Annotated in this window: 13 protein-coding genes and 1 pseudogene; all 14 read right to left on the bottom strand. The window is 50.7% G+C overall.

The genetic code is table 11. The features are described 5' to 3' along the window. Window positions 1-178: 178 nt before the first annotated feature. A complete protein-coding gene (gene purH, locus HMPREF1028_RS02020) occupies window positions 179-1,759 on the bottom strand; it encodes a bifunctional phosphoribosylaminoimidazolecarboxamide formyltransferase/IMP cyclohydrolase (protein WP_009311131.1) in 1,581 nt (526 codons plus the stop codon). Between the two features lie 112 nt (window positions 1,760-1,871). Then, window positions 1,872-2,351 carry a hypothetical protein gene (locus HMPREF1028_RS02015; RefSeq protein WP_009311130.1) on the bottom strand — a complete coding sequence of 160 codons (480 nt, stop codon included), beginning with the start codon at window positions 2,349-2,351 and terminating at the stop codon, window positions 1,872-1,874. Between the two features lie 375 nt (window positions 2,352-2,726). Next, the gene (locus HMPREF1028_RS02010; RefSeq protein WP_009311129.1) at window positions 2,727-3,953 is read right to left on the bottom strand and encodes a chloride channel protein; all 1,227 of its coding nucleotides are present in this window, start codon (window positions 3,951-3,953) and stop codon (window positions 2,727-2,729) included. Between the two features lie 54 nt (window positions 3,954-4,007). Further along, window positions 4,008-4,826, bottom strand: coding sequence for a hypothetical protein (locus tag HMPREF1028_RS02005; protein ID WP_009311128.1), 819 nt, complete (start codon window positions 4,824-4,826; stop codon window positions 4,008-4,010). Window positions 4,827-4,926: 100 nt separating this feature from the next. Next, the gene (locus HMPREF1028_RS02000; RefSeq protein ID WP_009311127.1) at window positions 4,927-5,790 is read right to left on the bottom strand and encodes an EamA family transporter; all 864 of its coding nucleotides are present in this window, start codon (window positions 5,788-5,790) and stop codon (window positions 4,927-4,929) included. Between the two features lie 46 nt (window positions 5,791-5,836). Then, window positions 5,837-6,610, bottom strand: coding sequence for a gamma-glutamyl-gamma-aminobutyrate hydrolase family protein (locus tag HMPREF1028_RS01995; protein ID WP_009311126.1), 774 nt, complete (start codon window positions 6,608-6,610; stop codon window positions 5,837-5,839). A gap of 31 nt (window positions 6,611-6,641) precedes the next feature. Next, window positions 6,642-6,881 (bottom strand): Fis family transcriptional regulator, encoded by a 240-nt coding sequence (locus tag HMPREF1028_RS01990; protein WP_009311125.1) that lies wholly within the window; start codon window positions 6,879-6,881, stop codon window positions 6,642-6,644. A gap of 238 nt (window positions 6,882-7,119) precedes the next feature. Then, a complete protein-coding gene (locus tag HMPREF1028_RS01985) occupies window positions 7,120-7,452 on the bottom strand; it encodes a LysE family transporter (RefSeq protein WP_283119081.1) in 333 nt (110 codons plus the stop codon). After that, entirely contained in the window at window positions 7,370-7,684 is a 315-nt protein-coding gene (locus HMPREF1028_RS15680; RefSeq protein ID WP_009311123.1) for a LysE family translocator, read from the bottom strand. Before HMPREF1028_RS15680 ends, HMPREF1028_RS01985 begins: the two co-directional genes overlap by 83 nt. A 111-nt stretch (window positions 7,685-7,795) precedes the next feature. After that, the gene (locus HMPREF1028_RS01980; protein ID WP_009311122.1) at window positions 7,796-8,167 is read right to left on the bottom strand and encodes a hypothetical protein; all 372 of its coding nucleotides are present in this window, start codon (window positions 8,165-8,167) and stop codon (window positions 7,796-7,798) included. Window positions 8,168-8,205: 38 nt separating this feature from the next. Next, window positions 8,206-9,210 (bottom strand): tRNA dihydrouridine synthase DusB, encoded by a 1,005-nt coding sequence (gene dusB / locus HMPREF1028_RS01975; protein WP_009311121.1) that lies wholly within the window; start codon window positions 9,208-9,210, stop codon window positions 8,206-8,208. A gap of 133 nt (window positions 9,211-9,343) precedes the next feature. Then, window positions 9,344-10,018: a site-2 protease family protein gene (locus HMPREF1028_RS01970; RefSeq protein ID WP_009311120.1), complete on the bottom strand. Its 675-nt coding sequence runs from the start codon at window positions 10,016-10,018 to the stop codon at window positions 9,344-9,346. A gap of 126 nt (window positions 10,019-10,144) precedes the next feature. Continuing rightward, entirely contained in the window at window positions 10,145-11,452 is a 1,308-nt protein-coding gene (locus tag HMPREF1028_RS01965; protein ID WP_003776667.1) for a hypothetical protein, read from the bottom strand. 156 nt (window positions 11,453-11,608) lie between these two features. Next, window positions 11,609-14,354: pseudogene (locus tag HMPREF1028_RS12915) on the bottom strand (right-handed parallel beta-helix repeat-containing protein). Window positions 14,355-14,431: the final 77 nt, after the last annotated feature.

The raw sequence follows: 14,431 nt of genomic DNA, 5'->3' as shown, positions 1-14,431 counted from the left end.
CATTGCTGCATCAGGCATGGCCGTCATGGGAAGCGGAAGAGTAGCGGGTTCGGGCTTGAATGGGCAAGGGTTCCGATTCGATTTCGTTTACTACCAAGCGGTTAAGGAGTCATGGCAATTGCACGAAAGGTCGTCTGAAAATAGTTTTCAGACGACCTTTGCTTCAATCAAACTTGAATCAATGCCTAAAATGGCGAACGCCCGTTACCACCATGGCAATGCCGTGTTCATCCGCCGCATCGAAGACTTCCTGATCGCGCATCGAACCTGCGGGGTGGATGATGGCTTTGATGCCTTGTTCGGCAATCACGTCCACGCCGTCGCGGAAGGGGAAGAATGCGTCCGAAGCAGCACACGCGCCGTTTAAGTCTAGGCCTGCGTCCTGCGCTTTGCGGGCGGCGATGCGGGTGCTGTCCACGCGGCTCATTTGGCCTGCGCCGATGCCGTAGGTTTGACCGCCTTTGCCGAACACGATGGCGTTGGATTTGACATATTTGGCGACGTTCCAGACGAACAGCAAATCGTTCCATTCCTGCTCGGTCGGTTGGCGTTTGGAGACAACTTTCAAATCGGCGCGGCTGATGCGGTGGATGTCGGGCGTTTGTACCAGCAGCCCGCCGCCGACGCGTTTGAGTTCGAAGCGGTTCGCACCTGCTTCTAGAGGCACTTCCAATACGCGCACGTTTTTCTTGGCGGCGGCGATTTCGAGGGCTTCGGCGGTAAATTTCGGCGCCATCAAGACTTCCATAAATTGGTTGTCGGTAATCTGTTTCACGGTTTCGCCGTCCACTTCGCGGTTGAAGGCGATGATGCCGCCGAACGCGCTGGTGGTGTCAGTGGCGTAGGCGAGTTTGTAGGCGGTCAATGTATCGGCTGCAACGGCGACGCCGCACGGATTGGCGTGTTTCACAATCACGCAGGCGGGCGCATCGAAGGATTTGACGGCTTCCCAGGCAGCATCGGCATCGGCGATGTTGTTGTACGACAATTCCTTACCTTGCAGTTGTTTGTAGGCGGCGAGGCTGCCTGCGGCGGGATAAATATCGCGATAGAACGCGGCGCGTTGGTGTGGGTTTTCGCCATAGCGCATGTCTTGCACTTTAATCCAGCTTTGGTTGAACTGGCTGGGAAATTCGCCGATTTGGGGCGTGCCGCTCAAGACGTCGTCTGAAAGCGAGGTTAAGTAGTTAGAAATCATGCCGTCGTATTGGGCGGTGTGGCTGAACGCTTTGCGCGACAGGTTGAAGCGGGTTTTGTCGCTCAACGCGCCGCCGTTGGCTTCCATTTCGGCGGCAATGGCGGGGAAGTCGGCGGTGTCGGTAACGATGGCAACGTGTTTCCAGTTTTTCGCGGCGGAGCGCACCATGGTCGGGCCGCCGATGTCGATGTTTTCAATCGCATCTTCCAGCGTACAGTTTGGCTTGGCGATGGTGGCGGCGAAGGGGTAAAGGTTGACGCACACGAGGTCGATGTTGCCGATGCCGTGCTCTTCCATCTTGGCGACGTGTTCGCCCAAATCGCGCCGCCCCAAAATACCGCCGTGGATTTTCGGATGCAGCGTTTTCACGCGGCCGTCGAGCATTTCGGGGAAACCGGTGTAGTCGGCGACTTCAATCACAGGAACGCCCGCATCGGCAAGCAGCTTCGCCGTGCCGCCGGTAGAGAGGATTTCGACACCGAGTTTGTGCAGGGTTTGGGCAAATTCGACTGCGCCTGTCTTGTCGGACAGGCTGATCAGGGCGCGTTTGATGGAAGGCATGGGGATTCCTTTTTTTGAAGGTTTAATCGATACACGCTGCTAGCGCAAAAATGAAACAAAATTTGATGAGATGTTTAGCTCCGATGGCGTTCTCTTGGGCAATTCAATAAATTTATACCTTGCGGCAAGCAATATCTTGTCTATCACCCTGCATACGGACGCTTAGGCTGTCATTCCCGATTTTTTTAACCTGCATTTGCAATTTATCTGATTTACCAATGCCGTTTCTCATCTGGGCAAACATTTCCTTATCCACTTCACGCCACGGAATGGTGCGAATTTTAGCTGTGCTATGTTGTCTTTGAACATCGGTGGTTTTAATGTTCAAACCAATTTTTCCTCCGTTCACCGTCCAAGTACCGTCTGCAAACACCCGATAAGCTAGGGTTTCATCATCAGGTGAAGGAAAATTCGCATCCACAATCGCACTTACTTTTTGCTCACTGTCAAAAGTAAACGTCCTCAGGGTTCCATTATAATCAACGCACTGCCATTTACCGAGCAGTTGCACTTCTTGAACAACAACAGGTTTTGCCAACACAGGCGCAGCAGCAAAGGCAGCAAGAAAAAAAATCAGGTGTTTTTTTTGCATAACAGTTTCTTTCTATAAAATCGGGAGTGAATAAGCTACTTTCTTAGTTTTCCAACTGCCTTATGCAAGTTTGAAGACACTGGCGGTCAGTTTGACAGAATACGTCTTCAATCTTGGCAAAACATTATGGGATGAATTTTCAGGGCGGTATTATCCCCTAGTTTCGGGTTTTTGGCAGCAGTTTTCTGGAAATATTGTTGACAATTTTTCTAGAAAAAAGGTCGTCTGAATTGATTTTCAGACGACCTTTCTGCCGTTCCCTTCCGTCATTATTGCCTGCATAAGGCTAACGATTCAGATATGCCCGTCCTGCGGCTGACAGCTCGGACAAAACCCGCGCCGACGGTTTTCAGACGACCCTTTTCCCCACCCTGCTTATTCAAACCCCATTTTCCTTGCCGTTGCCACTGCGCCCGCCATCGTGATGCACAAAGGCATCAGCAGGGCGGCGGGGGCGTAGGTGAGTTCGAGGATGAAGACTATGGCGGTCAGGGGCATTTTGAGGGAAACGCCGAGAAAAGCCGCCGCGCCGATAACGGCGGCACTTTCAGACGACATGGCGGGGAAGAAGGTGTTCCACGCGGCTGCGGCGGCGAAGGCGATGGTGCTGCCGAGCATCATGGACGGGGTAATCAGCCCGCCGTATGCGCCTGCGGCGAGTGCGAGCAGGACGACGAACCATTTGACGGCGGTCATTTCCAAGCTGTACCGCCAGTCGGTCATGCCGCCAAACGTAAGCTGGTTGCCCGCCTTGCCGTTGCCCAGTATTTCGGGAAACCAAACGGAAACGATGCCGATAAGGGCGAATAAGGCAATCGCCAAAGGAATGATTTTCGGGTCGTTGCGCTTTAAGAAGGGAAATTTTTTGGCACTGCGCTGAAACCATACCGCCGTTGCGCCCAAAACGGGACCGATGGCGGCGGCAAACCACAGCAGCGGGATGTTCACATCGAGATGGGCGGGATGGTATTGCTGCACGTCGCCCAAGCCGATGCGGGCGACGGCGGTGGCGGTGACGGAAGTCAGCAATGCGGCGGCCACTGCCTGCTGCGTCCAAATGCCCAACATGGCTTCGAGGATGAAGAGCGTGGAGGCGAGCGGGACGTTATAGACCGCCGCCAAACCTGCACCCGACGCGCAGGCGAGCAGCAGGCGCATTTCGTCTTCGTCCAAACCCAAACGCCTGCCGCCGACGGATGCAAACGCGGCGGTCATTTCACGCGGGGCGACTTCGCGTCCGAGCGGGGAACCGAGTCCGACGGTGATGATTTGCAGCAGCGCATGGGAAACGGTGGTCAAAAACGGCAGCCCCTGCAAGGGCTGCTTCAAGGCTGCCTTGATTTCGATTTGCGGCCTGCCGAAACGTTTGAGCGACCACCAGCCGAACCCTACCGCGACGCCGCACAAAATCAATACGAGGACGCGGCGTTCAGACGACGTTTGAACCACGCCTTCCCGAAAGGAAACATGCCCGCCGCCTGTGCCGTAACCGTAAGCCGTGTGCTGGATAAAGTGCATAAGCTCCGTCAAAGCAATGCCGACCATGCCGCCGACGATGCCGGTGAGGATGAGGGCTATCCAAAGTTTGTGCGTATGTTTCATGGGGATTTTGTTTTTGAGACAGGGTTCGGCGGTTCGTTAAAAAATCAAACGGCCTCAATGTTTAATATTGAGCGGATAGCTTTTCGGCGCAACGTGTGTCTTGCCGTTGTAAGGAATCGCATATTTCTGATTTTTATAACGTTTTTTGCCATCCACCCCCTGCACCGTTGCGCTTAATGCCCAAACGCCTGAGACTGAAGGACGGCTTTTGTCCAAGGTAATTTTCGCATCGATGCTGGCATAGCTGTTTTCACAATCGCGTTTTTCCCGCCCTTTGTATTCATCACAATTGCCATAATGTGCGCCATTATCTCTACCGTTGATAATGAAGCTTTTACGGACACGGTTGCTATTATCGGTAAACAGAAAATTTTCTCCGGTCGTCGTTTCGCCCTGACCCGTATAGCCTGATTCGACAGTGTAGCCCCAGTTTTGCTCTCCCATTTGGACAAACCGCCAATCCTTATTCTCCGGCACATCCCCCCATGCGCCGATTTCATCGCTTCCATGTTGTTTGATTGCCCACTTTCCGTCTGTTTTTTCCAAAACAAACAATTCCGCCAGACCCGAAGAAGCATGCGCGTCCCGTTTGACTTTGAGCTTCATATCGTAGGCAAAACCCGTGTACAACACATAGCGCGTAGGCGTACTGTTGCGGGTAACGGTATGGTCGGCAACGGGTTTCATGCAATACATGACGTCGGACATCTGATTACTGTCTTTCGGCAGCTTGGCAAGCTGGCAGTTTTCAGCGGTAAGCGGATGGTTGTAATACCGGGCAATCACTGCTTGGACGGCAGCTTTGTCGTTATTGGGCGTAGCCGATGCCAAAACGGGGCAGGCGGCAAGCAGCAGGGCAATCATATATTTCATCGAAAATCTCCTGATATTTTTAAAACCACATTAAAACAAGATACTCGCGTACCTTCTCAGGTCGTCTGAAAACCCGATTCACACGTTTTCAGACGACCCCTTACGCATTCTTTCCTCTGTTCGACAGCCATCCTGCGACAAACGTCGCGGCGATGACGATGAACACGCCCAAAGCGGACACGGCGGACAAATGTTCGCCCAGAATCCATACCGCCATGATGACGCCGACGACAGGTTCGAGCGAAATCAAGAGGCCGGAGACATTGGCAGGGACTTTGTTCATGCCCTTGTTCCATAAGAGATAGGCAAGCCAACTGCATCCCACCCCCAAATACAAAACCGACAGCACGCCGCCCCACGACCAGTGGACTTCATAGCTCTGAGCCAACACCAGTGAAAACGGCAGGCACAACACCGCCGCCGCCGCCATGGAAGCAGAAGTAAATGCGGGCGCACCGATGCGGGCAATCATCTGCTGGCTCGGCCGTATCACGCCGGCGAAACCGAATCCCGCAAGCAGAATCAGCAAACAGCCGAACCAATCGACCGCGCCGCCCTCTTCCGCACCGCCCAGCACCATCATCCCGATGCCGGCAAACGCCGCCGCCCCGCAAATCCAGTGGTAAATCTTGGCTTTATCGTTAAAAACGAAATGACCGACAAACACCACCAGCAAGGGTTCCAGCCCGACCATGGTAATCGCGCTGGCGGCGGACGTGTATTTCAAGCCGATAAACTGAAGCAGCAACACCACGACGTAGTTGATAAAGGCGATACACAACAATGGCTTCCACTCGCGGCGCGGAATCTTGCTGAAATGGCGACAACAGGAAGGCAGCACCATCAACGCGGCAATCAACAGCCGCGCCTCGACCATCAGCGCGGCATCAAGCATCTCGTAAGTATATTTGGCGGCGATAAACGAGCTGCCCCAAATCAATAAGGAGAGTATTTGGTAAATCATGGCTCAAGTCGTCGGATAAAAGGATGCACTGATGAAAGGCAGGACATCACGCCCCACCCTGCCCCGATTCGGTCAACGAATCCAAAAAGGCAAAGAGTTTCGCGTTCATCTGCGTAAAATCGAAACGCTCGATTTCATCGGGATGCTGCACATAAGCCTGCGTCCTACTTTGCGCCGCCAAGTTTTCGCGCCCGTCGGCGGCAATCAAGAGGCCGACGGCGGCGCGGTCGAATTCCAAATGCGCCTGAAACGCATAATGCTTGGGTGAGAAGCGGATAATCTGGCGCGGACAGCCTTTGCTCGCCGCCAATACTGCCGCCTCATCCGTCAGTCCGGGCATATCCCCGTGCCAATGCCCCGCAAGGAAAGACGCGTCCAACAAGGCGGTATGCGGGTCGTTCAAACCTTCCTGCGTCAACTCGACCGGATACACGCCGATTTCGCGGTGCGGGCTACGCCCGTGCCGTGCACCGTAGGCGACGGACAAAAGCTGCGCGCCCAAGCACACGCCGACAATGTACTTATCCGCCGCCACCGCCTGACGTATCAGGCGCAGCTCGGCTTCAGGGTCATAATACGGAAAAGCCTGCCTGTCTTCATCGGGCGACTGCGGTCCGCCCATGACAATCAGAAAATCGATACCGTCCGCGTTTTCGGGCAACGCTTCCGACTCATAAACCTTAGTCGACGCCGTACGATGCCCGCGCGACCGCGCCCAATCCCAATACGCGCCCGGCACTTCAAAATCCTCGTGTAGGACGAAATGGACGTTCAACGTTTTCCCCCGCGTACCGCCGTCATGGCGAAGTTCCTGCTTCATCAGTTTTCTCCCTTTGCAACAAGACCGATATTTACAGCAAACCGTGCTGCAACAGTTTCTTACGCAGCGTATTGCGGTTCAACCCCAAAATCACCGCCGCTTTGGACTGATTGCCGCCGCATTGTTCCATCACGCACACAAGCATCGGCTTTTCCACTTGGTGCAACACCATATCGTACACACCGCAAGGCTCCGTACCGTTCAAGTCTTTGAAATACTGTTGCAAATTCTGTTCAACGCATTGCGCAATATCGGGGATGGGTTGTTTCATAACATATCCTCCTTCGTTGTTTTTAAAGATGACAGGTCGTCTGAAACGGGGTTCAGACGACGTTTGTTGAGTTTGAATTAAATAGATTGTTTTTTATTTCGATAAAACTGTGTTTTCAGACGACCTGATATTGCCGCCATTTCCGGATAAGAATCATCCTGTTGGCCCGACAACCCAAGCTACCCGCTGATAACCTTAATCCCCAGCAAAGCCAACGCCCCGCCGCAAAATCGGTCTATCAATGACCGAAACGCTGAAAACGTTTGCTCACGGCAGGGGCGGACAACATCAGCGCGACAAGGCTGAACCAAACGAACAGCATCAGCGCCATCCACACGCCGTAAACCCCCATCTGCCACATCGGCGTATCCGGCGACAACACGACGGTAAACAGCGACAGCATATACACGACCGCCTTCGGGTTCAGCACATTGCACAACACCCCGCGCCATATCGTTTTCCGTGTCGGTTCATCCGCCATATGGTCCTTACGGATTTCGACCGTCCCGCCCGCAGCTTTCGCTGTGCAAACCTTTATAGCCGATATACAGCAGATACAAGCCGCCGCCAATTTTGACCGCAGTTAGAAGCGGGGCGGACTGAGCCACCAGCGTGACCAAGCCGAGTACGGAATAAATAATGTGGATACCGAATCCCAACGCAATGCCCAGCGCGGTCAACATTCCGGCAGCCCGCCCCCGGCTCAACGCCTGCTGCGAAACGAGTACAAAATCAGGGCCGGGCGACATGCACGCCAAAAAATGTACGCCGGTGATGATCCAAAAGCCATGCCAAAAAGTCATACTGAAGCCCTTTGTATTAAAGAGGGGGTTGTAGAAAGGCGCATCAGCCTTTAAGAATGAATGAAGATTAACCATCAAGCCTTCACCATGCCGGATTACAGTCCACGCAACCTACTCCCCCAAGCAGGTAATCTTGCCAACCTTTTCTCCGTCCGGTTCGATTTCTGCTACATGATCTCCATATTTATCATCCCAAAAGAAACGCCCGTTTTTCTCATACCAAGGTTCGCCCAGTACATACCAAGCCTTGTCCAAACTGTCACCGGGGCGGATGGTTTCGCATGTCGCTCTACTCTTAAACGCACTCAACATACACGCATCATGTTGACGACAATCGGGATTCATGCACCTGCCCTTGTCGTCATTCCAATTGCGATCCATTAATTTACAAGCTATCAGATTGTAGTCATAAGCATAAAACCCGTATCCTGTCAGCAACAGCGCGGCTATACCGAAGCGTTTGAGACGTGGCGTCAATTTCATATTTACTTCCCAAAAATAAAAAGGTCGTCTGAAACGCCCTACCCTTCACGATATGCACACACCCAGCGGTCGGTTTTCTCTGAAAGTGCCTCAAGATAGGCAGCAAGGGTATCGTATTGTGCCGCTGCGCTGTCCAAGCGGTTGATGTCCCGGCGTGTCTGCTCGCCGTCGGGCATTTCGTCGATGTACCAGCCTATGTGTTTGCGGGCGATGCGCACGCCGGCGACTTCGCCATAAAACGCGTGCATGGCGCGGACGTGGTTCAAAATGGTGGCGTTGCACTCTACCAAGCTCAAGGCAGGCGGCAAAACGCCGTATTCGGCGTAATGTTTCAAATCGCGGAAGAGCCACGGCCTGCCTTGTGCGCCGCGCCCTATCATGATACCGTCGGCGGCGGTTTGTTTGAGGACGGCGGCGGCTTTTTGCGGCGAAGTGATGTCGCCGTTGACCCAGACGGGGATGTTCAGACGACCTTTGGTCTCGGCAATCAGATCATAAGCCGCTTCGCCTTTGTACATTTGCGTGCGTGTGCGTCCGTGGACGGCAAGGGCGGCGATGCCGCAATCTTCGGCGATACGGGCGATGGCAGGTAGGTTCTTGTGGTCGTCGTGCCAGCCCAAACGGGTTTTAAGGGTAACGGGAACGTCCACCGCGCGGACGACGGCTTCGAGAATGGCAGCAACCAGCGGCTCGTTTTGCATCAGCGCGCTGCCGGCTTGAACATTGCAGACTTTTTTGGCGGGACAGCCCATGTTGATGTCGATAACCTGCGTCCCAAGGCTGACGTTGTAACGCGCGGCATCCGCCATCTGCTGCGGATCGCTGCCGGCAATCTGGACGGCAACAATGCCGCCCTCATCGGCAAAATCGCTGCGGCGCAGGGTCTTTCTGGTATTTCTAAGCGTCGGGTCGCTGGTCAGCATTTCGCACACTGCCCAACCCGCGCCAAAATCTCGGCAAAGTCGGCGGAACGGTTTGTCCGTAATGCCCGCCATCGGGGCGAGTGCAATGGGATTGTCGATAATGTAGCCGCCGATGCGCATGGTCAAACCGCCGTATGGAAAGGGCTGCCATTGTACAATTTTTAAGCAGGGTTTCCAATGGGATTTACTTTGACGGATAGGAAAAAAGGTCGTCTGAAAAAGTTCAGACGACCTTTGTTTTCCATTTACCTTGCTATTTTACTAAGTCGGCTATACCTGCCAAAATCAATGCGGTAAAGATAGAGACTGAACTCCCTATCATCAGAGAAAATAAGTCAATCAAACCCGACAACGCGCCCGTAAGAAGCAAAGCCAAAACAATCCATGTTCCATAAGGTTCGATTTGACGAAACTTCATAGACCATTTTGCATTGAGGAAAGAGTCAAGAATGACACCACCATCGAGCGGCAAAATCGGAAGCAGGTTAATGACGATCAAAACTATATTAATTGTCATACCAAACTGGGTCATGATCATTAATGGGTCAACATACGCCTCTGGGACCGCGCCACCTAAAAACGAGAGCATCGCCCAGAAATACACCAGAATCAGATTGGTTACTGGACCGGCAACGGCAATCCATCTCCGCGCGCTGCGCACATTCTTAAAATTGCGGGCATTAATCGGTATGGGGCGTACCCAGCCGTAAACAAACGGTGTTAACGCCAGGCTCAACGCAGGTACGATGATTGTTCCTATCAAATCGATATGCGCCATCGGATTTAATGTCAACCGTCCGAATTGTAATGCGGTGGGGTCGCCACAGCGATATGCAACATAACCGCGTGCAATCTCACGCATGACCAAGGAAAGCATCACCGGTGGGATAGCAAGCAGCACATAACTGAAATCAAAGTTTCCAAACATAGTTTTCCTTAAAAAGGTCGTCTGAAAAACTCAGACGAAATGCACCAAGGGCGCATCGTAGGTAAACACTGTCAAATTTGCAATAAGCAGGCCGCTCGAGAATCTCGGCGGCCTGTCGGCAGATGATTATTCTTCAGTTGCTGAATGTTCTTCAGTATTTTCTTCGGAATCAGTTTCTGCCTCTGGGTCATAACCCGATGGCAACAATAATCTAGATATGATAGGTACTGTCAACTCTTTTATGTCGATGACTTTTTCGCTTGCAGGCTTAAACTTGAATACGGGTTTGCCGTAATTGTGGTAAATACTTTCCATAACGATGTTCAACGCCTGAGTGTTGCTTTTGCTGTTGACCTGCGTATAAATACGCGTTGCCAACAATCTGCCTTTTCCATTCAGATAGTAGTCATAATAGAGAGGCATGCCGACCATCTTTTCAAAGCCGGAGTGCATTGAGAGGCCTTTCTCTTTTGTACTGTCTATAAACTCGCCAAAGAATTTTTCAACTTTCTCGTAGCCTTCAGCCGTAGAGCCTTCCTCCGGTTTTTTCTTCAGAGCATCAAATTCTTTTTTGAATTCTTTAGCGAAAGCGTTGATAAAGAGCGGGTCATATTCGTCTTTATGGGTGTAATGGATGCGGTATTTTGCTTTGTTTTGCTTACCGAATTCATCCATATTTTCAAGGCGGTATGCCTCAGCAGGAGCAGCTTTGCTGGCTTCAATATAGGCTTTGAATGCCGCCTTTGCGGCATGACGCAAAGGAATGCCTTTGACCATCTCTTCATCTTTAAGCTGTATGCTGATAGGTTGCTCTTCAGCCAAACGCTTACGGATCTCTTCGCTCGTAAAGATGCTCATAATCATCGAACTGAGCAATGGCTGGTCAATAGTCAGACTGAGATTTTCACCATCAATCAGCATGGGAGATTGGATATTCAATTGCTCATTGCGATGGTTAATGGAAATAGCGGGAATCCATTCGGCTTTTTTGGCAGGCAGGTCAATGGCTATATGCGATTTCAAACGCACACCTTCCAAATAACGTCCGACAACCGGATATTCTTGCCACTTATCGATCATTTCAGGGAACCATTTATCATTGTCGGTGTCCAGCAAGGCTTCTTTCAGCTTGGTCTGATCTTCTTCCGAAAGTTCGATTCCGTCTTCGTTCAATTCTTTGACTTGTTTGTCAAGTTCGGCTTGATCCTTCTTTGTTTCTTCCAAACGGGCTTTTTTCTCGCTTTCCGGCGCTACCCCTGCTTCGGCAGTAGAAGTATGAAACTTCACTTCGCTATCAATGTTATAGCTGTAATCATCCGTATAGACGCGATCAAGGGAAATTGCCATCATTTCATGGGCAGATTTGTTTTCAAGGCTGCTGCATGCGCTCAAACCAAATGCCGCCGCCAATACTAGACAAAACGTCTTTTTCATTTACTGTTCCTTAAAAAAACAATCCAATGGGAATGTAAATGACTTTTAACACAAATAATTTAATGTGACAACATCATTGTATTGTTCGGTTTCTAAAAACGCTGAAAGGTCGTCTGAAACGGCAATTTACCGTTTCAGACGACCTTTTAAACACCATTACAAAATGCCGTTATGGTAAGTCTGATCATCAATCATGGTCGGATATTTCGGGTGGTTGGCATAAACAGTATCGTGGATTGCTTCAACTTTGTTATGCACATGACCCAATACATCAGAAAGCGCGATGTCCTTACCGGTTGTATTCACATCTTTCAATTGGTCGCCATTATGGGTATTGCTGCCGGCAAAGGTATCGACATCTGCCTCATGCTTCAACCAAGTCGCATACAGTTTGCCTTTGATGTCGGTATGCAGGGTATTGTTGGCAACATTCAACGTGGCTTTTCCTACGCCGTCACCGGTACTGTTGACATCCACAATGGCATCGTTCAGTTTGCCGTGGAGGGACAACGTATTGTTGGTCACGTTGTACTCTTTGGCATTGGTACGCATATAGGCGAATTCACGATAACCGGCCGACTCTTCGCGAACGGTAATATTGTTGTTGTTTAACGTTATCGAACCATGCAGGGGGACATCCGAGCGGTGTTCTTCAAAATAGAACGGCACGGCTCCCGGTGCAATTTTTCCGATATTGGCAGTATTGTCGCTGATATTGATGGTGCCCGTACCGATACCGTCGTGTTTGCTGACATGATCATATGTGTTGTTAATCACTGCCATCAGGTATTTGGTGGACTCACCGTCGATTTTGTTGTCGGTAATATTCAGCGTGTAATCCATTTTGTTTTCATGGTTACGGAATTCGATGCCATAAGTTTGGATGTGGTTTTGGTACACTGCCAAATTTTTAATGGTATTGCCGCTGATGTCGTAATAACCTTTATCCGCCGTATGCAAATCGCGCAATTGGGTATTGGTTTGCACTTGGATGCCGGAATACATGTGGTAATACCTACCTAAATCATCATCCATATAAAGACGGAAATTCGGGTCTTGCGTAATAACGTTGTCTTTAATTTTCACGTTATCCATGGAAAATTGGCGGTTGTAGGCAGCGATACCATACAGACGGTCGCCGTTTAAGACGTTGTTTTCGATAACGATACCGGTGCCATCATGTACATCCAAACCTTTACGGTAGTTATGGTCGGTTGTATTGTTGCGGAAAGTAATGCCGTAGTTGTAGCTGCCTGCCATGGCAGTCATGCCATAACCTGTACCGCCATCAGCCTCGTGACCGTTCCACTCCAATCTATTGCCTTCGCCGACAAAGTTCTTTTGATATCCGACCATCGCGCCGGCAACACGGTTGTGGTGCAGATAGGAGTCGACAATACGGTTGTTCTCACCCAAAGGCAGATGGTCATATTGTTCGTTGATCTCACCGCTTTGGACGCGTGCTTTGTAAGTTTGGCTCTTACCTGCTTCCCGAACCAATGCATCAGTCGATGTAAACATCACACCGGCACGGTTGACTCCGGATACCTCGACTTTGCTGATTAAAGTATGGTCGGCATCGTTGACCAAAATGCCGCTGACTTTTCCGAAGTAGCTCAAGCCCTTCCGGTAAAAGTCCGGATTGGTATATTTAACAGAAAGATTCGCAATCGTTTTATGGCTTTGTCCATCCACCAAAATACCGGCAAATGCGCGAATATCATCGTGATTGGTATTGGGGTTGAACACACCGACCTGCGCTTTATCAAAGGTGATCAGCGTTTTGCCCATGCCCGAACCAAAAATACCTTTAGCCCCTGAATTATTGCCATTGATGACAATTTGATCGGAAATATAGTAAGTACCGTCCATGAACAGCATGGCTTTTTCTTTGTGTGCCGCAGTCAATGCCGCTTTGATGGCTGCCAAGCTGTCTTTTTTCCCGGTCGGATCTGCGCCAAAATCATTGACGTCGATGTATCTGCCAAATTCTTTCGATTGATGAACGGTGTAGTTGGAAACCTCCCCTTCTTTTACTTCATCTACTTCATCTTGATGATTGGCTTGATGTTCGGCCTGCCTAGCAGTATGGGCTTCATTGGATTTTGAAGTATTGTGTCGAGTCCGTTTCTTTATTGTCACCAGCCTGATTATCTTCATGTTTGTGGGAAACCGTTACCGCTGGTGCTGAATGCGCCACTTTACCGTTGGTTTGATGATGGTGTGCAACATCATTTTCAGTATGTTGCGCTTTCTCGGCAGCCTGTTTTTCAGCCAGGATTGCTTTGGTTTTAGCGGCAATTTCCGCTTGTTTGGCTGCATGTGCGGCTTTTGATTTTTCTAACGCTTCAGCCTGTCTTGCTGCCGATGCTGCTTTGGCTTTTTCCAAGGCTTCGGCTTGACGTACTGCAGCAGCGGCTTTTGCCTTTTCCATAGCTTCTGCATGTCTTGCAGCGGCGGCGGCAACAGCTGCCTGTCTAGCAGCTTGGTATTTTGCCATAACCTGCTCTTTGGCTGCTTGAGCTTCTGCCTGTTTGCGTGCAACAACATCAGCACGGAGAACCTGAGACATGATGGCCATTTCTTTGCTGGTTAATTTACTGCGGTCGGCAACCGGCGCCGGTTTGGTATTTTTTGAAGTATTGACTGCGGCAGTATCGGCAGAGGGCGTATGTTGCAGACCAAAAATTTTATCCTGTCCCCTCAATTGTTTAGGGAGGGCTGCTGCCAGATTCAGACCGCCAAAAGAATGGTCGTAAATCAATTTGTTCAATGCAGAAGGAGCATGGCCGGCATGCTCTTGGCTTGCGGCTACTGCATGATTAGATTGAGAAGTTTGACTTTTAGTGTGAACTCTTGTTTGTCCGAGATTGAAGAAAGAGTACGTGGTTTTAGTTGACATAATATATTTTCCCTAGTTTAAAAGCCGCAGACTTGCGTCTGAGGCAACGAAAGCAATGCTTTCCTACCCTTTTTCAG

Source organism: Neisseria sp. GT4A_CT1 (genome assembly GCF_000227275.1).
GTDB lineage: Bacteria > Pseudomonadota > Gammaproteobacteria > Burkholderiales > Neisseriaceae > Neisseria.
The sequence above is the reverse complement of the archived record's forward strand: the minus strand, read 5'-3'. Positions and strand labels throughout refer to the sequence as shown.

What these genes read in the sequence shown, in the direction of transcription:
- HMPREF1028_RS01970 (WP_009311120.1), bottom strand. Translation starts at nt 10,018, where the DNA reads ATGTTTGGAAACTTTGATTTCAGTTATGTGCTGCTTGCTATCCCACCG.
- HMPREF1028_RS02005 (WP_009311128.1), bottom strand. Translation starts at nt 4,826, where the DNA reads ATGAAATATATGATTGCCCTGCTGCTTGCCGCCTGCCCCGTTTTGGCA.
- HMPREF1028_RS01980 (WP_009311122.1), bottom strand. Translation starts at nt 8,167, where the DNA reads ATGAAATTGACGCCACGTCTCAAACGCTTCGGTATAGCCGCGCTGTTG.
- HMPREF1028_RS15680 (WP_009311123.1), bottom strand. Translation starts at nt 7,684, where the DNA reads ATGACTTTTTGGCATGGCTTTTGGATCATCACCGGCGTACATTTTTTG.
- dusB (WP_009311121.1), bottom strand. Translation starts at nt 9,210, where the DNA reads ATGCGCATCGGCGGCTACATTATCGACAATCCCATTGCACTCGCCCCG.
- purH (WP_009311131.1), bottom strand. Translation starts at nt 1,759, where the DNA reads ATGCCTTCCATCAAACGCGCCCTGATCAGCCTGTCCGACAAGACAGGC.
- HMPREF1028_RS01990 (WP_009311125.1), bottom strand. Translation starts at nt 6,881, where the DNA reads ATGAAACAACCCATCCCCGATATTGCGCAATGCGTTGAACAGAATTTG.
- HMPREF1028_RS02000 (WP_009311127.1), bottom strand. Translation starts at nt 5,790, where the DNA reads ATGATTTACCAAATACTCTCCTTATTGATTTGGGGCAGCTCGTTTATC.
- HMPREF1028_RS02015 (WP_009311130.1), bottom strand. Translation starts at nt 2,351, where the DNA reads ATGCAAAAAAAACACCTGATTTTTTTTCTTGCTGCCTTTGCTGCTGCG.
- HMPREF1028_RS02010 (WP_009311129.1), bottom strand. Translation starts at nt 3,953, where the DNA reads ATGAAACATACGCACAAACTTTGGATAGCCCTCATCCTCACCGGCATC.
- HMPREF1028_RS01965 (WP_003776667.1), bottom strand. Translation starts at nt 11,452, where the DNA reads ATGAAAAAGACGTTTTGTCTAGTATTGGCGGCGGCATTTGGTTTGAGC.
- HMPREF1028_RS01995 (WP_009311126.1), bottom strand. Translation starts at nt 6,610, where the DNA reads ATGAAGCAGGAACTTCGCCATGACGGCGGTACGCGGGGGAAAACGTTG.